17 protein-coding genes are annotated in these 19,448 nt (G+C 72.3%); 6 read left to right on the top strand and 11 right to left on the bottom strand.

Going from position 1 to position 19,448, the window contains the following annotated elements:
- Window positions 1-27 precede the first annotated feature (27 nt).
- From PV410_RS25855 to PV410_RS25890, 8 genes are all read right to left on the bottom strand, one after another.
- Window positions 28-636, bottom strand: a complete 609-nt coding sequence (locus PV410_RS25855) for a response regulator (RefSeq protein WP_500327998.1) — start codon at window positions 634-636, stop codon at window positions 28-30.
- Window positions 566-1,813 (bottom strand): sensor histidine kinase, encoded by a 1,248-nt coding sequence (locus tag PV410_RS25860; RefSeq protein ID WP_500327999.1) that lies wholly within the window; start codon window positions 1,811-1,813, stop codon window positions 566-568. The genes PV410_RS25855 and PV410_RS25860 overlap by 71 nt, the downstream gene beginning before the upstream one ends.
- Before the next feature lie 13 nt (window positions 1,814-1,826).
- Window positions 1,827-2,540 (bottom strand): ABC transporter permease, encoded by a 714-nt coding sequence (locus PV410_RS25865; RefSeq protein ID WP_500328000.1) that lies wholly within the window; start codon window positions 2,538-2,540, stop codon window positions 1,827-1,829.
- On the bottom strand, window positions 2,537-3,451 hold the full coding sequence (locus tag PV410_RS25870; protein ID WP_500328001.1) for an ABC transporter ATP-binding protein: 915 nt from the start codon (window positions 3,449-3,451) through the stop codon (window positions 2,537-2,539). Before PV410_RS25870 ends, PV410_RS25865 begins: the two co-directional genes overlap by 4 nt.
- A gap of 136 nt (window positions 3,452-3,587) precedes the next feature.
- Window positions 3,588-5,660 carry a VanW family protein gene (locus PV410_RS25875; RefSeq protein WP_500328002.1) on the bottom strand — a complete coding sequence of 691 codons (2,073 nt, stop codon included), beginning with the start codon at window positions 5,658-5,660 and terminating at the stop codon, window positions 3,588-3,590.
- A gap of 194 nt (window positions 5,661-5,854) precedes the next feature.
- Window positions 5,855-6,211, bottom strand: a complete 357-nt coding sequence (locus PV410_RS25880; protein WP_499513773.1) for a DUF6113 family protein — start codon at window positions 6,209-6,211, stop codon at window positions 5,855-5,857.
- Entirely contained in the window at window positions 6,208-7,101 is an 894-nt protein-coding gene (gene mshB, locus PV410_RS25885; RefSeq protein WP_500328003.1) for an N-acetyl-1-D-myo-inositol-2-amino-2-deoxy-alpha-D-glucopyranoside deacetylase, read from the bottom strand. The genes PV410_RS25880 and mshB overlap by 4 nt, the downstream gene beginning before the upstream one ends.
- 50 nt (window positions 7,102-7,151) lie before the next feature.
- Window positions 7,152-7,346, bottom strand: a complete 195-nt coding sequence (locus tag PV410_RS25890; RefSeq protein ID WP_431950994.1) for a hypothetical protein — start codon at window positions 7,344-7,346, stop codon at window positions 7,152-7,154.
- 188 nt (window positions 7,347-7,534) lie between these two features.
- On the opposite strand from PV410_RS25890, the gene PV410_RS25895 reads away from it, so the two are divergent.
- The gene (locus PV410_RS25895) at window positions 7,535-9,667 is read left to right on the top strand and encodes a S9 family peptidase (RefSeq protein ID WP_500328004.1); all 2,133 of its coding nucleotides are present in this window, start codon (window positions 7,535-7,537) and stop codon (window positions 9,665-9,667) included.
- On the opposite strand, the gene PV410_RS25900 is transcribed toward PV410_RS25895, so the two are convergent.
- The gene (locus tag PV410_RS25900) at window positions 9,664-10,680 is read right to left on the bottom strand and encodes a hypothetical protein (RefSeq protein WP_500328005.1); all 1,017 of its coding nucleotides are present in this window, start codon (window positions 10,678-10,680) and stop codon (window positions 9,664-9,666) included. The genes PV410_RS25895 and PV410_RS25900 overlap by 4 nt on opposite strands.
- A 435-nt stretch (window positions 10,681-11,115) precedes the next feature.
- Here PV410_RS25900 and PV410_RS25905 point away from each other — a divergent pair, with 435 nt between their 5' ends.
- The 5 genes from PV410_RS25905 to PV410_RS25925 all read left to right on the top strand — a co-directional run bounded on the left by PV410_RS25905 (window position 11,116) and on the right by PV410_RS25925 (window position 17,305).
- Window positions 11,116-12,144, top strand: coding sequence for an ABC transporter permease (locus PV410_RS25905; protein WP_500328006.1), 1,029 nt, complete (start codon window positions 11,116-11,118; stop codon window positions 12,142-12,144).
- A gap of 86 nt (window positions 12,145-12,230) precedes the next feature.
- Window positions 12,231-14,012 carry an ABC transporter substrate-binding protein gene (locus tag PV410_RS25910; RefSeq protein WP_500328008.1) on the top strand — a complete coding sequence of 594 codons (1,782 nt, stop codon included), beginning with the start codon at window positions 12,231-12,233 and terminating at the stop codon, window positions 14,010-14,012.
- Window positions 14,013-14,092: 80 nt separating this feature from the next.
- Window positions 14,093-15,070, top strand: coding sequence for an ABC transporter permease (locus PV410_RS25915; RefSeq protein WP_500328009.1), 978 nt, complete (start codon window positions 14,093-14,095; stop codon window positions 15,068-15,070).
- 37 nt (window positions 15,071-15,107) lie between these two features.
- A complete protein-coding gene (locus PV410_RS25920; RefSeq protein WP_500328010.1) occupies window positions 15,108-16,199 on the top strand; it encodes an ABC transporter ATP-binding protein in 1,092 nt (363 codons plus the stop codon).
- Between the two features lie 35 nt (window positions 16,200-16,234).
- Entirely contained in the window at window positions 16,235-17,305 is a 1,071-nt protein-coding gene (locus tag PV410_RS25925) for an ABC transporter ATP-binding protein (protein WP_500328048.1), read from the top strand.
- Between the two features lie 86 nt (window positions 17,306-17,391).
- Here the strand turns inward: PV410_RS25925 and PV410_RS25930 are convergent, their stop codons facing one another.
- A complete protein-coding gene (locus tag PV410_RS25930; RefSeq protein WP_500328011.1) occupies window positions 17,392-18,441 on the bottom strand; it encodes an ABC transporter ATP-binding protein in 1,050 nt (349 codons plus the stop codon).
- Window positions 18,425-19,435, bottom strand: coding sequence for an ABC transporter ATP-binding protein (locus PV410_RS25935; protein WP_500328012.1), 1,011 nt, complete (start codon window positions 19,433-19,435; stop codon window positions 18,425-18,427). The genes PV410_RS25930 and PV410_RS25935 overlap by 17 nt, the downstream gene beginning before the upstream one ends.
- Between the last annotated feature and the right edge of the window lie 13 nt (window positions 19,436-19,448).

Genomic DNA, 19,448 nt, shown 5'->3' on the forward strand with positions numbered 1-19,448 from the left:
GAACGGGTGGGCACGGGCGGCGGGCGGCTAGAGCCAGCCGCGTTCGAGGGCGATGCGGACCGCTTCTGCGCGGTTGCGCGCGGCGGTCTTCTGGATCGCGGTGGAGAGGTAGTTGCGGACGGTCCCCTCGGAGAGGTGGAGGCGCCGGGCGATGTCCGCGTTGAGGGAACCGTCGGCCGCCGCGCGCAGGACGTCGCGCTCGCGCGGGGTGAGGGGGTCGGCCCCCTCCGAGAGCGCGGCGGCGGCGAGCACCGGGTCGATCACCTTCTCCCCCCGCAGCACCCTGCGCACCGCCTCCGCGAGTTCCCCCGCGGGCGCGTCCTTGACCAGGAACGCGTCGGCGCCCGCCTCCATGGCCCGGCGCAGGTACCCGGGCCGGCCGAAGGTGGTGACGATGACGACGCGGACCCCGGGCAGTTCCGCCCGCACCACGGCGGCCGCGTCGAGGCCGGTCATCGCGCCGGGCATCTCGATGTCGAGGAGGGCGACCTGCGCCCCGGCGTCGCGGGCCGCTCCGACGACGTCCTCGCCGCGCGCGACCTGCGCGACCACCTCGATGTCCTCCTCAAGCCCCAGCAGCGCGGCCAGGGCCTCGCGCACCATCGACTGGTCCTCCGCCAGCAGCACCCGGATCATGGCCGTGAGCGTAGTCGGCAGGGACGACGGCGTGGAGGGTGAAGCCGCCGTCCGCGGCGGTCTCCAGACGGCCACCGGCGAGCATCAGGCGCTCCTCCAGGCCGGTCAGCCCGTTGCCGCACCGTGTGCCGCCGGGGCCCGGGCCGCGCCCGTCGTCGGCGACGGTGAGCCGTACCGTGCCGTCGTCCTCGGCGACGGTCACCACGCAGCGGGCGGCGCCGCTGTGCCGTACGACGTTGGTGACGGCCTCGCGCAGGGCCCAGGCCAGCGCGCCCTCGGCCTCCGGGGCGAGCGGGGCGGCCACGGTCGCGGGCAGCTCGGCGCGGACCCCGGCGGCCTGCAGCGCGCCACGGGCGCCGGCGAGCTCGGCGGCGAGGGTGGGCCTGCGGTAGCCGCTGACGGCCTCCCGCACGTCCACGAGGGCCTGCCGGCTGACCCGCTCGATGTCGGCGACCTGCGCGGCGGCGTCCTCGGGACGGCCGGGCAGCATGCGCCCGGCCAGTTCGCTCTTGAGGGTGATCAGCGAGAGCGAGTGGCCGAGCAGGTCGTGCAGGTCGCGGGCGAGCCGCAGGCGTTCCTCCGTGGCGGCCAGCTGGGCCACCGCCGCCCGGGCCTCGCGCAGTTCGCGGGTGGTGCGCACCAGCTGGCGCACCCCGGTCATGGCGTAGCCGCCGAGCAGGCACGGCACGAGCAGCGAGACCACCGTGGCCTGGTTCGCCCCGGTGAGCCCGGCGACGGCCGCGAGCACCGCGGTCACCAGCGGGATCGCCCAGCGCGCCTGCCGACCGGGCAGCACTGCCCCGCAGCCGACGGCCAGGTAGACGAACAGCACGAGGAAGGCGTCGCCCAGGGTGAACGTCATCAGCAGGCCCAGCGCGCCGAGCAGCAGGAGCTGCCCGTACACCCACCGCGGCTGGTGTTCCGCGTTGGTCCGCAGGAAGACGATGCCCAGGTAGGCGGCGACGAAGGCGGTGAGCCCGAGCCAGCCGAGCACGGTCGCGGTGAGGCCGTGCCCGCCCTCGGCGAGGTCGCTGACCGGGGCGCCCAGGTAGAGCATCCACATGGCCACCCAGACCAGCTTGACCACGGCCTGGCGGCGGTTCTCCGGGGCCCTGCCGATGGCCGGGGCGTCCCGGGGCTCGGCGGCCTCCCGCTGCTGTGTCGTTCCGGCGGCCACGATCGTTCTCCTCTCAGGCCTTCGCGGTGTCCTTGCGGTACATCCAAGCGGCCGTCCCGGCGAAGACCAGCCCGTAGACCACCAGTACGGCGATGTCCCGGGCGTGCGGGGCCTGGCCGAGTTCGACGGCCTGGCCGAGCGCCGCATACGGCCGGGCCGGCAGCAGGTTCGCGATGTCGCGCAGCCAGCCGGGGAAGGAGCTGAAGGGCATCCACAGGCCGCCGAGCAGCGCGAGCCCGAAGTAGGCGATCATCGCGATGGGGCGGGCGGTCTCCGCCGAGGCGACGTAGCCGATGGCCACGCCGAGCGCGGCGAAGACGAAGCTCCCCGCCCAGCTGGTGAGCAGCACCCCGGCCCACTGCCAGGCGGCCATCCGCACGCCCTTCACGGCGCCGCCGGCGAGCAGCACGAGCACGATCGAGGGCAGGCTGACCGTGGCGGCCGCGGCGATCTTCGCCAGGACGTAGCCGCGCCCGGGGAGGGCGGTGAGCCGCAGCTGGCGCACCCAGCCCTTGTCGCGCTCCCGGGCAATCCGCTCGGAGTTGCCCATGAGCACGGCGGTCATGGCGCCGAAGGCGCACATCGCGACCATGTAGTACGGCACCATCGCGGCCTTCTGCCCCGCCGTGAGGATCATGAAGAGCAGCACCGGGTACAGCACCGAGAAGAACATGAACCTGCGGTTGCGCAGGACGCGCAGGATCTCCAGCCGGGCCAGCGTCCTCATCGCGCCGCCACCTCCTCCGTGGACTCCTTGGACGACTCCGTGATGGCCAGGAAGGCCTGCTCCAGGCCGAGCCCGGCGACCTCCAGGTGCCGGGGGTAGAGCCCAGCCGCGTAGACCGCGTGCACCGTCGCGTCGGCGTCCGTGGAGCGGATGCGCACCGTGCGCCCGGTGACCTCCACGTCCGTGACCCGCGGCAGGGCCCGCAGGGCGGGCTCGTCCGGCGGGGTGTCCAGGTCGAAGACGATACGCCGGGCCCCGGCCCGCGCCTTGATCTCGGCGGCGGTGCCGTCGGCCACCAGCCGGCCGCCCTGCAGGACGAGCACCCGGTCGGCGACGGCGTCCGCCTCCTCCAGGTAGTGGGTCGCGAAGAGCACCGCACGGCCCTGCTTCACCTGGCCGCGCATGGCCTCCCAGAAGGCCTGCCGGGCGGAGACGTCCATGCCGGTGGTCGGCTCGTCGAGGACCAGCAGGTCGCTCGCGCCCGCCGTGGCCAGGGCGAAGCGCACGCGCTGCTCCTGGCCGCCGGAGAGCTTGTCGACCTTGCGGTCGGCGATGGACTCCAGCCCGGCGGCCGCCATCACCTCGGCGACGGGGTGGGCCCGCGGGTGCAGGTCGCAGGCGAGCCGTACCAGCTCGCGCACGGTGACCTCCTCCATGAGGCCGCCGCTCTGCAGCACGGCCCCGACCCGGCCCTCGGTGATCGCCCGGCGCGGGGTGGTCCCGAAGACCTCGACGGTGCCGGAGTCGGGCGTGCGCAGCCCCAGCAGCAGGTCCAGCGTGGTCGACTTGCCGGCGCCGTTGGGGCCCAGCAGGGCGACGGTCTCACCCGGGTGGAGGGTCAGGCTCAGGTCGTCGACGGCCCGGACCTGACCGAAGCTCTTGCTCACGTGCGTGAACACTGTTGCGGTCATGGCAGCAGCGTCGCCGACGGCACGGTCCGGGCGGCAGTGCCGGGCGTCCTGTCCCGCGGATGACAGATGTCATGGGTGTGGCCCCGGTACGGGTACCGGGGCCACACCCTTCACGCGTGGATCGGGCGACCGGGGGTCAGGACGTGCCCTCGATGGTCACCGTCTTCTTGGCGGTGTCGGTGGTCTGCAGGGCGGGCAGCATCGCGGAGGCGACGTCCTCCGGGGTGACGGCGGTCTTGCTGCCGTCCCCACGCTCGACCAGGACACCGTCGAAGGCGCCGCCGTACAGGCCCTTGAGCACCTTGCGGTCGATGTACGGCGTCAGGTTGCCGTCCTGGTCGGGCACCATCGTGAGGATCTTCGACAGCGAGTTCTGCGGGCTGAACGGGACGGGTTCCGCGGCGCCCGCTCGGACCATGACGTATCCGGACATGGCCGTCTTCCCGAAGCCGCTGACGGCCTTGTCGAGCGCCTCCTGGGTCACCTTGGGCTGGACGGTGGTGACCTTCAGGCTGACCGCGCCGGCCTTGCCGGTGGCGACCTGCGTGGCGTAGGCGGCGGTGACGGTGTCGATCGAGGCGGCCACGTCCACGCCCTCGTGGGGCTTGCCGGGGACGGCGACGGCCTTGCCCTTCACGAACTTGACCATGCCCTCGGAGCCCGAGCCGCCGAGCCCCCGGGAGAGCTTCTCCAACTGGGCGCGGAGCTTCTCGCTGTCCGTGGTCAGCACGGGTTCGGCGGCGCGCGAGCCGCCGAACAGCGAGCCGATGACGGTGACCGGGTTGTAGTCGCGGTGCGCCACGTTGCGGACGGTCGCGTCGGTGTCGAGGACGAGACCGGCGGCCGCGGGCTTCAGCGACGTGCGCTGGTCGCCGACGGTGACGGTGATCGGCGCGTTCTTCCGGGAGCCGAGCGCCTGGTCGAGGACCGCGACGGCCTGGTCCTTGGTCTTGCCGCCGATCCCGACGCCGTAGACGGTCGTACCGGCCGGGACGTCGGAGTGGTCCATCAGCAGTCCCGCGCCGTAGGCGATGCCCAGCACACCCAGCACGCCGACGCCCGCCAGTATGAGCTTGGAGCGGCCCTTGGCCTCGGGCTGCGCCGCGCTCTGACGGCCGGCGGGCGGGGCCGGCCGGTTGGCGGACGGTCCCGCGGGGGGAACCGCCGGGATGCCGCTGACGACGGTGTCGCCGGACATCCGGTCGGCCGCGGAGGACGGGAACGGCGTGGGGAACGGCGGCCGGGCGGCGGCAGGGCCCGCCGGGGGCACCCGCATCTCCCCGGTGACCGGGCCCGTGGTGGGGCCGGCCGGTGGCTGCTGCCCCGGGAAGGGCGCGCCTGCTCCGGGACCGGCGGGCCCCGCGCCGGGGCCGCCGGGGAACGGGCGTGGTGCCGGCGCGGGGCGTCCGGGACCCGCGGGGCCCCCAGGGCCGCCGGGGCCGCCCGGCATCACGGGGCCACCGGGACCCGCGGGGCCGCCGGGGCCACCCGGCGCCACCGGACCGCCGGGACCGGCCGGGCCGACCGCTCCGTCGTTCAGGTACGGGATGCCACCGCGTCGCGGGCCGCCGGGGGCGGCGCCAGGTCCCGGGACCGGTCCGCGCTCCATGGGGCCCGGCTGGGCGGGGATGTCGCCGAGCCGCATCGGCTGGGTGACCTCGGGAGCGGAGAACCCCTGCGTCGCCTCGGGACCGGGCGCCGGGCCCGGCCCCGGGCCGGCCTCGGGCCTGGGTGCGGCCTTCCGCGGCGCGAACCAGTCGCTGGCCGGCTTCTCGCCCTTGGGCGCGGGCGCGGGCTCCGCGGCGGGTTCCGGCGCGGGCGCCGGAACGCCCTGACCGGCCCCGGTGCCGCCGCCGGCGGCCCAGCCCGTGGACAGCGGGGCCGGCTCGGCCTCGGGGGCCGACGGGGCGGACCCGGCGGGCGCCCCTCCCTCCGCGCCGCCCTCGACGGGCGTGCGGACGACGACCGGCGGGATCGGTCGGGACCCGGGGATGTTGATGCGCACCCGGGTGGTCAGCGTGGTCTCGGTCTTGGTCTCCTCCGCGGCGGGAGCCGCAGCGGGCTCCCCGGTCGCGGCCCCGTCGCGCGGGTCCTCCTGCGGATGCAGCGACGGAAACGGTCGGGTTCCGTACGGCGGGGTACCCGACGGGTACGCGGCTCCGCCCCGGCCCTGGGGGCCGGGGGACGGACGATCAGTTTCACGACTCAAAGCAGGCTCTCCCGGTTCGCTTCGCCACCCGTCACGGCCTTTCCGCGGGCGGCCCGGCGGCGCGCACCACCATACTGGGCGCCGCGTCGGAGCCGCCTGCCCGCCGGATGGAGACCGCCCTGATCAAAGGGGTTTATGTGACGTCAACCGCCAAAACGGGCGACGCTCGCTCCGTAACGGACGCAACGTGGCGCCTATGGTGCCTCAAGTGATCCACCGGCGGGAGGACGGGGTTGCACAAGCGTGGCCGACATCACGCCGGCCATCGCTCCGCCCAACAGGTAGACGTACGGACTGATTCCGTTGGCGAACAGGAAATCACCCTCCGGGCGGGCGGAGCTCAGCAGCATCACGGTGATCAGCCACACCGCCGCCGGCACCACGGCGCCCAGCCGCGTGCCGGTCAGCCGGGCGCCGCCGTGGAAGAGCGCCGCGCTCCCGGCGAGCGCGAGCAGCAACCCGCCCGGGAACCAGGCGGCCTGGACCAGCGACCCCGCGACGGCGACCAGCACGCCCAGGACCACGAGCAACGGGTAGGCGGCGCGCCTCATGCCCCGGTCCCCGCGAACAGATCGTCCTCCAGGCTCCCGGCCGGCGCGGGCACGCCCTTGACCAGACGGTAGAACTCGGCACCGAACAAGGGCTGTCCGAGGTCGTTGGAGAGCGCGAAGAACGGGCCGTCCACCGCGATCTGGGTGACGTGGGCCTTCATCGCCGCGGCCTTCTGCCCGGCGTAGCGGGCCTCCACGTCGATGGCGGCGGTCACCAGGCCGTCGTCCACCACGCCCGGGACGTCGTCGGCGGTCGCGATGCCCTCGAAGGGGATCTGCCGGCCGGCCCCGCGCAGCCGGGCGAAGCCCTCCTCGACCACGCGGCGCGGGATGCAGTTCCAGTAGATCTTGGCGATGGAGTGCGGGCCGCCGAGGTCGCGCCGGTAGGCCGGTTCCGCGGCCAGTTCTGCGGCGCGCATGGAGACCCGGTGCGTCTTGATGTGGTCGGGGTGGCCGTAGCCGCCGTCGGGGTCGTACGTGACCAGGACCTGCGGACGGACCTCGCGGATCACCTCCACGAGGTACGAGGACGCGAGGTCGAGGTCCGCCTGCCAGAAGCTCTCCGGCCGGTCGTTCTGCGGCACGCCCATCATCCCGGAGTCCCGGAAGCGCCCGGGGCCGCCCAGGAAACGGTGGTCGGTGACGCCGAGCTGCGCCATGGCGTCGGCGAGTTCGCCGGTCCGGTGCGCGCCGAGGGTGTCGTCGCGATCGGGGGCCAGGTGCGCCAGCTCGGGCGGGATGACCTCGCCCTCCTCGCCGAGGGTGCACGTCACCAGCGTGACGAGCGCGCCCTCGGCGGCGTACTTGGCCATGGTGGCGCCGTTGTTGATCGACTCGTCGTCGGGATGCGCGTGGACGAGCAGCAGTCGGCGGGCGGGCGGTGCGGTCATGAGGAGAGCCTAGGGCAGGCCCCGCGGCTCACCAGGGGGAAGCCACGGGCTCAGAACTTGAAGTCGCCGATCATGCCCGCGACGTTGGTGGTGAGGTCCCGGATCGTCGGCGCGATGGAGGAACTCGCCAGGTAGAACCCGAGCAGTACGCAGACCACCGCGTGCCCCGCCTTCAAACCGGCTTTCCTGACCAGCAGGAAGACGACGATCAGCAGCAGCAGCACCGCCGAAATCGAAAGTGCCACAGCGGCACACCTCCAGGGCCTCAGAGTCCGACAGCACTTGCCAACCGGTTGTTACCCACTCTCGGCAGTGGATCATAACTTTGTGGCGCACCGCATAGCTCGTCGCACGGGAGCACGCGGGGGCGCATGGCCGGATCTCGTGGTTGGCGTGCGCCGGGCTCACCGGCGGGCGGTGGCACACTCCCCCCATGACGCAAGCGCTCTCGTTCCCGCGGCAGTACGCCCGCACGCAGCGGTTCTCGCTCGGCGCCCCGCGCGCCTTCACCGTGTCGCCGGACGGCGGCCGGATCGTCTTCCTGCGCTCCCGTTCCGGCACCGACCGCTCGCACCTGCTGTGGGTGCTGGACCCGCAGTCCGGTGCCGAGCGGGTCGCGGCGGACCCCGGGGTGCTGCTGTCGGGCGCGGCGGAGGAACTGTCGCCGCAGGAGAGGGCGCGCCGGGAGCGCAGCCGGGAAGGTTCGGCGGGAATCGTCGGCTACGCGACCGACGACGCGGTGGAGCTGGCCGCGTTCGCCTTGTCCGGAAGGCTCTTCACGGCGGAGCTGCGGGCCGGCACGGCCCGTGAGATCGCCGTGCCCGGCCCCGTGGTGGACCCGCGTCCGTCGCCGGACGGCCGCCGGGTGGCCTACGTGGCGGACGGCGCGCTGCGCGTGGTGGGCGCCGACGGCGGCGAGGACCGGGCGCTGGCCGAGCCCGAGGGCCCGGACGTCGGCTACGGACTGGCGGAGTTCATCGCCGCCGAGGAGATGTCCCGCAGCCGCGGCTACTGGTGGGCCCCGGACGGTGCCTCCGTACTGGCGGCCCGCGTGGACGCGTCCCCGGTCCGCCGCTGGTGGATCGCCGACCCCGCGAACCCCGCGCAGCCGCCCGCCGAGGTGGCCTACCCCGCCGCCGGCACCCCGAACGCCGAGGTCACGCTGGTCCTGCTGACGCTGGACGGGGCGGCGACGCCGGTGGAGTGGGACCGCGAGCGCTATCCGTACCTCGCTCAGGTGCACTGGTCGGCGGCGGGCCCGCCGCTGCTGCTGGTCCAGACCCGGGACCAGCGCGAGCAGCTGTACCTGACGGTGGACACCGCCACCGGCGGCACCCGGGAGGTGCACCGGGACAGCGATGAAATCTGGCTTGATCTTTTCCCTGGGGTGCCCGCCTGGCTGTCCGGCGAGCGCCTCGTGCGCATCTCCGACGAGAACGGCTCGCGAGCGCTGTTCGTCGGCGAACAGCCCTGGACGGGACCGGAGTTGCACGTGCGTGCGGTGCTCGGGACGGACGGCGACGGCGTCCTGCTGTCCGCCTCGGCGGGGCACGGCGCCAAGGACCCGGAGACCGGCGAGATCCATGTGTACCGCGCCGACGGAGGCCCCGCCGGAGCGGTCCGGCTGAGCGGCGGCCCGGGCGTGCACTCCGCGGTGCGCGCCGGGGCCGTGACGGTGCTGTCGTCCGCGTCGCTGGAGTCGGCCGCCACGGCCGTCCGGGTGCTGCGGGACGGCGAGCCGGTGACGCAGATCGCCTCGCACGCCCAGACCCCGGTCCTCACCGCGCGCCCGGTGCTCGTCAGCGCGGGCGAGCGCGGCGTCCCGGCGGCGGTGCTGCTCCCCTCGGGGCACCGGGAGGGCGACGGACCCCTGCCGGTGCTGATGGACCCGTACGGCGGGCCGCACGGCCAGATGGTGGTGAGCGCCCAGCGCGGCTACCTGCAGGCGCAGTGGCTGGCCGACCAGGGCTTCGCGGTGGTCGTCGCGGACGGCCGGGGCACCCCCGGGCACTCCCCCGCCTGGGAGAAGGCGATCGCCGGCGACTTCGCGGGCGTCACGCTCGACGACCAGGTCCACGTGCTGCACGCCCTGGCCGGCCGCTACCCCCTGGACCTGACCCGGGTGGGCATCCGCGGCTGGTCGTACGGCGGGTACCTGGCGGCGCTCGCCGTGCTGCGCCGCCCGGACGTCTTCCACGCCGCGGTGGCGGGCGCGCCGGTCACCGACTGGCGGCTGTACGACACGCACTACACCGAGCGCTACCTCGGCCACCCCGAGGAGCAGCCGGCGGTGTACGCCGCCAACTCCCTGGTCACCGACGCCGGACTGGCGGACCCGGCGGACGAGGTCCGGCCGCTGATGATCATCCACGGCCTCGCCGACGACAACGTGGTGGCCGCGCACACCCTGCGGCTGTCCTCCGCACTTCTGGCCGCGGGCCGCCCGCACGAGGTGCTCCCGCTGTCCGGGGTCACGCACATGACGCCGCAGGAGGAGGTCGCCGAGAACCTGCTCCTGCTCCAGGTCGCGTTCCTGAAGCGTTCCCTGGGCGTCGTGACAGGTTAGGGCGGGTCCTGCAGGTACGCCGCCCGCGCCTCAGAGGCGGGGCCGGGCGGCGGCGGCTGCGGGTAGGAGCCGAAGACGGGGAGGACGGCGGTCTGCTCGTACAGCGGCATGGACAGGTTGTCCGCCGCCGTGGGGACCTCCGCCTCCACGTACGGATCGCCGCCCGGTACGCCCACCGCCGCCAGGTCGCCGGGGACGAGCAACAGCGTCACCACCAGCGCGGCGCCCACCGCGAAGGCGGCGGCGAAGTCGTCGGCGCCCGGGGCGTCGATCCTCGAGGTGCCGATCACCGGGACCGCGGTCACGGCGAGCAGCCCGGCCACACAGATGCCCAGCGGCCGGGCGAACGGGGCCCGTACGAACGCGGCGAAGCCCGCGGCCGCGGCCAGGCCGGCCGTCGCCCAGACCAGCCACTCGTAGGGCGCCCCCAACTGGGAGTCCACCAGGTAGCCGCCTCCCACGGTGCGCCAGAAGAAGCCCGGCGGCAGCGGCGCCGCCGGGTCCGACCGCCGGGAGAACTCCAGGACGCCGGTGATGAGCGCCACCACGAGCAGCAGCATCCCCGCCAGCACGCCCGCCGCGGGCCGCGGCGGGGCGGGCGCGTCCTCGCCGGTGCGCCGTACGACGACCAGCAGTACGAGGGCACCGGCGATCTGCCCGCCCGCGGTCACCAGCAGGGCTCCCTGCAGTCCGGGCGGGCTGCCGCCCGAGGAGGGGGCCAGGAGGTACGCCGTGGGGGTGCGCAGCGCCAGGGTGAGCACCGCGGCCGCCCCGAGGACCCCGACGCCGCCGGGCTTGAGGGACGCGACCGCGGCGGCCACGTAGAGCCCGAGCAGCAGCAGGTCCACCGTGGAGGTCACCAACGGCGCCCCGCCGACGGGTACCGCGAGACCCGCCCACACCCTGACGGCGCCCTCCGCCCGGAACTGGACGAGGTCCTGGCCCAGCCAGGCCGCCTCGGCGGCCGCCAGGGCGGCACAGACCGTTCCTCCGAGCCGATACGCCTGCCGCATGGCCACCTCCCCGGCCCCTCCGGCAGCACTGTCCTTTGGCCTTCCGAGGGGATACGTACCGGGCCGGTCCAGCGTTCACCGCGGACGTACGGCGGCCGGCCGGGGCGATGTGTGATCACCCCGGCCGGCCCACGGCACCCGCACGGCCGTACGCTGCTCAGCGTGGCGCGTCCGTATATCGGTGATGCGTCGATCAAGTTGCCTGCGTGTAAAAGAATTTCATCCCGAATCCTCCGCATTCGCGGATGGACCGCGGAAGCTGTCAAGCACGCGTTCGCGACGATATCCAAAACCTTGCCCCAAGATAACGGCGATCTCGTCTCCCGATCGCTTCACCCCCTTGACTGGCCGCCAAATCCATTGCCCAATACCGGCTAGCTAGCCACGGGCGTTCACATGCGCCACCAAAACTCCTTGGTGCGGGGGCAGATGACCATGTCCAGTCCGAGCACGGCCGCGAACCGGCCGGAACCCGTTCCGGCAGAGGCGCCCGCCCCCGTCGAGGGCACCGGCAAGGAACCCTCCGAACTCGTCGGGCGCTCCCCGGGCCGGCTCGCCTGGATGCGCTTCCGCCGCGACCGCACCGGAATGGTCTGCGCCGGCGTCGTGCTCTTCTACCTCGTCGTGGCGCTGGCCGCGCCGCTGATCTCCAAGGTGTACGGCAAGAACCCCTACGAGCTGTACGGCCAGGACCTGGGCCTGCTCAACAGCTACGGGATCCCGCTCAAGCCCAACGGCGGCATCGACGGCGACTTCTGGTTCGGGCTCGAACCCCAGCTCGGCCGGGACGTGTTCACCCTGCTGATCTATGGAATCCGCACCTCGCTGGGCATCGCCCTCGCCGTGACCACGGTCTCCGTCGTCGTCGGCGTGCTCATCGGGCTCGTCCAGGGGTATCTCGGCGGGCGCACCGACTACCTCGTGGGCCGGTTCTCGGACCTGATGCTGTCCTTCCCGCAGCAGCTGTTCTTCATCGCCTTCACGCCGGTGATCGTGGCCCTCTTCGTCTCCCCGCGCGACGAGGAGCCGACCTACGTGCGCATCGCGGCGCTGGTCATCGTCCAGTTCGTCCTCGGCTGGATGAGCGTGGGCCGGCTGGTGCGCGCCCAGGTGCTGAGCCTGCGCGAGCGCGAGTTCATCGAGGCCGCGCGGATCAGCGGCGCCTCGTCGGCGCGGATCATCCGCAGGGAACTGCTGCCGAACATCTGGTCCACGATCCTGGTCCAGTCGACCCTGCTGCTCCCGGTGAACGTCACCGCCGAGGCGGGCCTTTCCTATCTCGGCGTCGGAATCCTCCCGCCCACCCCGGACTGGGGACTGATGTTCCAGCAGGCCGCGGCGTACTACGAATCCGACGTCACCTTCATGTTCTTCCCCGGCATCGCCATGGTGATCTTCGTGGTCGCCTTCAACCTGCTCGGGGACTCGGTCCGGGACGCACTCGATCCCAAGACCGTGCGCTAGGTGTCCAAGCCGCCGCGCCGGGCCCCTGTGGGGGGAGACCGGGCGCGTCGGTATCCGCAGTTCGGTTCACTGACAGGCAGGGATCAATGAGAATTCGCAAGGCGCGTTACGCCTCCGCGTTCCTGGCGTTGGGGGCTCTGACACTGTCCGCCGCATGCAGCAGCGGTGGCGGCGGGGGGACGGGCACCGGCGGCGGCGAGGGCAAGCAGGCCACCGTGCAGAACTTCGGCATCGGCACGGCCGCCGACTCCAAGGGCCCCGCCCCGGAGGTCCCGGGGGCCGCGAAGGGCGGCACGGCGTACGACCTGGACCAGGCGGGCTTCGACTACCTGGACCCCGGCCAGCAGTACGTCAGTGACCAGCTGTCGGTCCAGCTGCTCTACAACCGCTCGCTGACCGGCTACAAGATCGACGCCAAGACCGGCAAGACGATCCTCGTGGGCGACCTCGCCACCGACACCGGCAAGTCCTCCGACGGCGCGAAGACCTGGACCTTCACCCTCAAGGACGGCCTGAAGTTCGAGGACGGCACCCCGGTCACCTCCAAGGACGTCAAGTACGGCATCGAGCGGCTCTTCGCCGACTACCAGACGCAGGGCCCGCAGTACATCCAGAAGTGGCTCTACGGCGCCGACTACCGCAAGGCGTACACCGGCCCGTACGAGGGCAAGGAGATCCCCTCCGACAAGATCGACACCCCGGACGACAAGACCATCGTCTTCCACTTCCTGGAAGCCCACGCCGACACGCCCTACGCGGCCGCGATGCCCAACATCTCGCCGGTGCCCAAGGCCAAGGACGACAAGCAGAAGTACAACAACCACCCGGTCGCGACCGGCCCGTACAAGATCGCCAGCTACAAGCCGGGCAAGGAGCTGGTCTTCGAGCGCAACACCAACTGGGACCCGAAGACCGACCCGATCCGCAACGCCTACCCGGACAGCTGGAACTTCCAGCTCGGCATCGCCGAACCGGGCCTGACCAACCGGCTCGCGGCCGAGGACGGCAACGACAAGTACGCGGTGAACCTGTCCGGCTCCTCCGACCCGTCGAAGATGCAGACCCTGACGACGGACGCGCAGTACAAGTCGCGGACGGTGAACCAGTACCAGCCGTACGTCGAGGTCATCAACATCAACACCAAGCGGATCACGGATCCGAAGATCCGCCAGGCGATCATGTACGCCTTCCCCATGACCCAGGTCCAGCAGGCCTTCGGCGGCGGCGCCCAGGGCGAGCTCGGCACCACCCTGATCAGCCCGACCGTGGCCGGCTGGAAGAAGTACGACCCCTTCGGCAAGCTCGACAAGCCCACCGGTGACGTCGACAAGGCCAAGGAGCTGCTGAAGGAGGCCGGGGTCACCGGCAAGGTCAAGCTCTCCTACGCCTACGCCAACACCCCGCGCTGGCAGAACGTGTCGCTGACCATCGAGAAGGCCCTGGAGAAGGCCGGCTTCGACGTCCAGCGCAAGGCCATCGACCCGACCTCGTACTACACGGTCGTCGGCAAGCTCGACACCCCGTACGACATCTACCGCACCGGCTGGGGCGCGGACTGGCCCAGCGCCTCGACCGTGGTCCCGCCGACCCTGGACGGCCGCAACCTCGCCGACGGCACCAACAACTACTCGTTCCTCAACGACGAGCACGTCAACTCCGAGATCGACCGCATCCTGGCGATCACGGACATCAACAAGCAGAACGACGAGTGGCGGACCCTGTCCGAGTACGTGCTGAAGAACGACACGTCGCAGATCCCGTTCATCTTCGACAAGTACTTCAACATCCACGGCTCGGGCCTCGGCGGCGTCACCTACAACGAGGTCTACGGGACCATCAACCCGAACACGATCTTCGTCAAGCAGTAGTCCCCGCGCAGACACGCCGGTCCCGGCCTCTCCCCGGGCCGGGACCGGCGCCCCGACGGAACCGACGGAGAGCCTGACCCATGCTGCGTTTCCTGGTACGCCGTGTGCTGGGCGCGCTGGTCATCCTGCTGCTGATCAGCGCCATCACGTACTTCCTCTTCTTCTTCCTGCCCTCCGACCCGGCGCTGCTGTCCTGCGGCAAGAACTGCAGCCCGCAGAACGTGGCCCTGATCCGCAAGAACCTCGGCCTGGACCTGCCGATCTGGACCCAGTACTGGCACTTCATGGTCGGCATCTTCGCCGGCCGCGACATGCCCATCGGGTACTGCCCGGCGCCGTGCTTCGGCTACTCCTTCGCCGACCAGCAACCCGTCTGGGGCACCATCGCCGACCGCTACCCGACCACGCTGTCGCTGGCGGTCGGCGGCGCCACCGTCTTCCTGTGCGTCGGCGTCGGCCTCGGGCTGATCGCCGCCTGGCAGCAGGGCAAGGCCTTCGACCGGATCGCCAGCGGCATCTCGCTGGTCGGCAACTCCGTGCAGATCTACTTCCTCGGACCGATCGCCATCGGCTTGTTCGCCAGCAGCTGGCACCTGCTGGACCGCGGACACGACCCGGACTGGTCGCACGACCCGTGGGGTTCGGTGCAGGGGCTGATCCTGCCCTGCATGGTGCTGTCGGTGATCTTCTGGTCCAACTACAGCCGGCAGACGCGCTCGCTGATGGTGGAGCAGATGTCCGAGGACCACATCCGGGCCGCCCGCGCCAAGGGCATGTCCTCCCGCTACGTGTTCCTGCGGTACGCGCTGCGCGGCGCCGCCGCCTCCATCATCACCATCTTCGGCATCGACCTGAGCGCGGTCCTCGGCGGCGCGATCATCACCGAGGTCACCTTCGGACTGCACGGCCTCGGCCTGCTGTCCGTGCAGGCCGTGCTCCGCAGCGACCTGCCGCTGGAGATGGCCGTGATGCTGATCGGCGCCACGATCATCGTCGCCTGCAACATCGTCGTCGACGCCGCCTACGCCCTCATCGACCCCCGGATCAGGCTTTCGTGAGCCGGGACGCTCCCCGGCACGCAGAGGAGAAGCACCGTTGAACATCCTCACCAAGACCGAGGCGGGGCCGCCCGGGCCCGGGGACCCCGCGCCGTCCGGGCCGTTCCTGTCGGTCCGTGACCTGTACGTGCAGTTCGCCACCGAGGACGGCGTGGTCAAGGCCGTCGACGGGCTCTCCTTCGACCTGGAGCGCGGCAGGACCCTGGGCATCGTCGGCGAGTCCGGCTCCGGCAAGTCGGTCACCAACCTGGCGGTCCTCGGTCTGCACAACCCCCGCAACACCACCATCCGCGGCGAGATCGTGCTGGACGGGCAGGAGCTGACGGGCGCCCCCGAACGGACCCTGGAACGGCTGCGCGGCCGGAAGATGGCGATGATCTTCCAGGACTCGCTGACCGCGCTCTCCCCGTACTACACGGTCGGCCGGCAGATCGCCGAGCCGTACATGAAGCACATGGGCGCTTCCAAGAAGGCCGCCCGGGAGCGGGCGGTCGAGATGCTCGCCCGGGTGGGGATCCCGCAGCCGCGGCTGCGGGTGGACGACTTCCCGCACCAGTTCTCCGGGGGCATGCGGCAGCGCGCGATGATCGCGATGGCGCTGGTCTGCGACCCGGCGCTGGTCATCGCGGACGAGCCGACGACGGCCCTGGACGTCACCGTGCAGGCGCAGATCCTGGACCTGCTGAAGGACCTGCAGCGGGAGACGGGCACGGCGATCGTCATCATCACCCACGACCTGGGCGTGGTGGCCAACACGGCGGACGACGTGATGGTGATGTACGCGGGGCGCTGCGTGGAGCGCGGCACCGTGCGCGAGATCCTGAAGACGCCCGAGCACCCCTACTCCTGGGGCCTGCTGGCCTCCATCCCGCGGCTGTCGGCGCCGGTGGACCTGCCCCTGTCCCCGATCCCCGGCACACCGCCCAGCCTGCTCAACCCGCCCTCAGGGTGTCCCTTCCACCCGCGGTGCACCTTCACCGAGGAGGTCGCTGGCGGGCGCTGCGTCACCGAGCGGCCCGGCATCCCCGAGGGCGAGCGGCGCGGCTCCGCCTGCCACCTGGGCCAGGACCGGAAGCGGGAGATCTTCGCCGGGCAGATCCGGCCGCGGCTGGGCGGAGGTGCGCGGTGAGCGCCCCGCAGCAGGACGACACGCCGAGGGAGACCATGAGCCCGCTGCTCGAAGTGACCGGCCTGCGCAAGTACTTTCCCGTGCGGAGCGGCTTCCTGGTCAAGCGCCACGTGGCGGACGTGCGGGCCGTGGACGGGATCGACCTCGCCGTCGCCGAGGGCGAGAGCCTGGGCCTGGTCGGCGAGTCGGGCTGCGGCAAGTCCACCACCGGGCGGCTGGTGACGCGGCTGCTGGAGCCCACCGCGGGACGCATCGCCTACCGGGGCCGGGACATCACGCACGCCTCGCGAAAGGAGCTGGCCCCGATCCGCTCCGAGATCCAGATGATCTTCCAGGACCCGTACGCCTCGCTCAACCCGCGGCAGACCGTCGGGCACATCGTGTCGGCGCCCCTGGAGATCAACGGGATCAACCCGCCGGGCGGCCGCGAGAAGCGGGTGCGCGAGCTGCTGGAGACCGTGGGCCTCAACCCCGAGCACTACAACCGCTTCCCGCACGAGTTCTCCGGGGGCCAGCGGCAGCGCATCGGGGTGGCCCGGGCACTGGCGCTGGGGCCCAAGCTCATCGTGGCGGACGAACCGGTGTCGGCGCTGGACGTGTCGATCCAGGCCCAGGTGGTCAACCTGCTGCAGCGCCTGCAGCGGGAACTGGGGATCGCCTTCCTCTTCATCGCCCACGACCTCGCGGTGGTGCGGCACTTCTCGCACCGCGTGGCCGTGATGTACCTCGGGCGGATCGTGGAGGTCGGCGACCGCCGGGACATCTACGAACGGCCCCGCCACCCGTACACCCACGCCCTGCTGTCCGCCTCGCCCGAGCCGGACCCGGACGAGCGGGAGGCGAACGAGCGGATCCGGCTCGCCGGCGACGTCCCCTCGCCCGTCTCCCCGCCGTCCGGCTGCCGCTTCCGCACGCGCTGCTGGAAGGCGCAGGACAAGTGCGCGACCGAGGAACCGCCCCTGGTACGCCTGGAGGGGAACCGGGAGGGGCACCTGAGCGCGTGCCACTTCCCCGAGGAACCGACGACCGCGGCACGCGGCGAGGACGTCGTCCTCGACCCCGCGCTCGCCGCGGCCGAGGAGACGCCCGCCGACAGGACCCTTTGACCCGGGCCGACAGACGTCTCCGTTCGGAGCCCCGACCCGCGCCCACACCCCTGCACCACCGGGCGCGGGTCGTGCCTTTCCGTGGCTCACCCGCCGGGCGGCTCGGGCGGCACCACCGTCTTCTCCTCGGCGAAGTGGCACGCGCTGTCGTGCGCCGCCGGGGAGTCCACACCGCGGAACACCGCGGGCACCGCCAGTTCCGGCACCTCCAGCGTGCAGCGTTCCTGCGCTTTCCAGCACCGGGTGCGGAAGCGGCAGCCGGACGGCGGGTTGGCCGGCGACGGGACGTCACCGCTGAGGATGATGCGCTCGCGGTGCTCGCGCGCCCCGGGGTCGGGCACCGGCACCGCCGACAGCAGCGCCTGGGTGTACGGGTGGGTGGGGTGCTCGTAGATCTGGGTGCCGTCGCCGGTCTCCATGATCCGCCCGAGGTACATCACCGCCACCCGGTCCGAGATGTGCCGGACGATGGACAGGTCGTGCGCGATGAAGACGTAGGAGAGGTCGAACTCGTCCTGCAGCCTCTCCATCAGGTTGACGACCTGCGCCTGCACCGAGACGTCCAGCGCCGAGACCGGCTCGTCGGCGACGATCACCTCGGGCCGCAGCGCCAGCCCGCGGGCGATGCCGATGCGCTGCCGCTGGCCGCCGGAGAACTGGTGCGGATAGCGGTTGATGTACTCCGGGTTCAGGCCGACGACGTCCAGCAGCTCCTGCACCCGGCGGCGCCGGTCACCCTTCGGGGCCACCTCGGGGTGGATCTCGTACGGCTCGCCGATGATGTCGCCGACCGTCATCCGCGGGTTGAGCGAGGTGTACGGGTCCTGGAAGACCATCTGGATGTTCCGGCGCACGGCCTTCAGGGCCCTGCCCGACAGCTTGGTGATGTCCTGCCCCTTGTAGAGGATCTGCCCTCGGGTGGCCCGTTCCAGGTGGACCAGCAGCCGGGCCACGGTGGACTTGCCGCACCCGGACTCGCCGACGACGCCGAGGGTCTCGCCCCGGTACAGGTCGAAGTCGACGCCGTCGACCGCCTTCACCGCGCCGATCTGCCGTTTGAGGAGGATCCCCTGGGTGAGCGGGAAGTGCTTGTACAGCCCGCGCACCTGGAGCACGGGCTCACCGCTGGTGCTCACCGAGGCACTCCCTCCAGAAGTGGCAGGCGCTGCCCCGCCGCGCGCTGATCCGGTACAGCTCCGGCTCGTCGGTGGCGCACACCTCCTGGGCCAGGGGGCAGCGCGGGTGGAAGGAGCAGCCGGTGGGGATGCGCAGCAGGTTCGGGGGCAGGCCCTTGATCGCGTAGAGCTCCCGGCCCTTCTGATCCAGGCGCGGGATCGAGTCCAGCAGGCCCTTGGTGTACGGGTGTGCGGGCCGCTTGTAGATCTCGTGGACCGGCGCGGTCTCCACGATCCGGCCCGCGTACATCACCGCGATGTGGTCGGCGACGTCGGCGACCACGCCGAGGTCGTGGGTGATCAGGATCAGGCCCATGCCGTACTCGCGCTGCAGCTCGGCCAGGAGCTCCATGACCTGCGCCTGCACGGTGACGTCCAGCGCGGTGGTGGGCTCGTCCGCGATGATCAGCTCGGGCTCCAGGGCCAGCGCCATCGCGATCATGATGCGCTGGCGCATGCCGCCGGAGAACTGGTGCGGGTACTGCCCGACGCGTTCGCGCGCCGCGGGGATCCGCACCCGGTCCATCAGCTCCACCGCCCTGGCCCGGGCGTCCTTGCGGGACATCCCCCGGTGGACGCGGAACATCTCGCCGAGCTGCTCGCCGACGGTCAGCACGGGGTTGAGGGCGGACAGCGCGTCCTGGAAGATCATCGCCATCCTGGCGCCGCGCACCTTGCGGCGCTCCTCGGCGCCCATGGTGAGCAGGTCCTCGCCGCGGAAGAGGATCTCGCCGCGGGTGACGAACCCGGGCGGCGAGTCGAGGATGCCCATGACGGCCTGCGCGGTCACGGACTTGCCGGAGCCGGACTCGCCCAGCACGGCGAGCGTCTGACGGGGACGCACCGCGTAGGAGACCCCGTTGACGGCCCGCGCGACGCCGTCCCGGGTGCGGAACTCCACGTGCAGGTCGCGGACGTCGAGCAGGGGCGGCTCGTCCCGGGCTGCGGCTGCCATCGTTCCTCCGTCC

Source organism: Streptomyces sp. PA03-5A, from assembly GCF_033792725.1.
In the GTDB taxonomy this organism is placed as follows: Bacteria; Actinomycetota; Actinomycetes; order Streptomycetales; family Streptomycetaceae; genus Actinacidiphila.

Coding starts and splice junctions, on each gene's coding strand:
- PV410_RS25855 (WP_500327998.1), bottom strand. CDS start 636: ATGATCCGGGTGCTGCTGGCGGAGGACCAGTCGATGGTGCGCGAGGCC.
- PV410_RS25905 (WP_500328006.1), top strand. CDS start 11,116: ATGTCCAGTCCGAGCACGGCCGCGAACCGGCCGGAACCCGTTCCGGCA.
- mshB (WP_500328003.1), bottom strand. CDS start 7,101: ATGACCGCACCGCCCGCCCGCCGACTGCTGCTCGTCCACGCGCATCCC.
- PV410_RS25870 (WP_500328001.1), bottom strand. CDS start 3,451: ATGACCGCAACAGTGTTCACGCACGTGAGCAAGAGCTTCGGTCAGGTC.
- PV410_RS25925 (WP_500328048.1), top strand. CDS start 16,235: ATGAGCCCGCTGCTCGAAGTGACCGGCCTGCGCAAGTACTTTCCCGTG.
- PV410_RS25915 (WP_500328009.1), top strand. CDS start 14,093: ATGCTGCGTTTCCTGGTACGCCGTGTGCTGGGCGCGCTGGTCATCCTG.
- PV410_RS25865 (WP_500328000.1), bottom strand. CDS start 2,540: ATGAGGACGCTGGCCCGGCTGGAGATCCTGCGCGTCCTGCGCAACCGC.
- PV410_RS25880 (WP_499513773.1), bottom strand. CDS start 6,211: ATGAGGCGCGCCGCCTACCCGTTGCTCGTGGTCCTGGGCGTGCTGGTC.
- PV410_RS25935 (WP_500328012.1), bottom strand. CDS start 19,435: ATGGCAGCCGCAGCCCGGGACGAGCCGCCCCTGCTCGACGTCCGCGAC.
- PV410_RS25900 (WP_500328005.1), bottom strand. CDS start 10,680: ATGCGGCAGGCGTATCGGCTCGGAGGAACGGTCTGTGCCGCCCTGGCG.
- PV410_RS25910 (WP_500328008.1), top strand. CDS start 12,231: ATGAGAATTCGCAAGGCGCGTTACGCCTCCGCGTTCCTGGCGTTGGGG.
- PV410_RS25895 (WP_500328004.1), top strand. CDS start 7,535: ATGACGCAAGCGCTCTCGTTCCCGCGGCAGTACGCCCGCACGCAGCGG.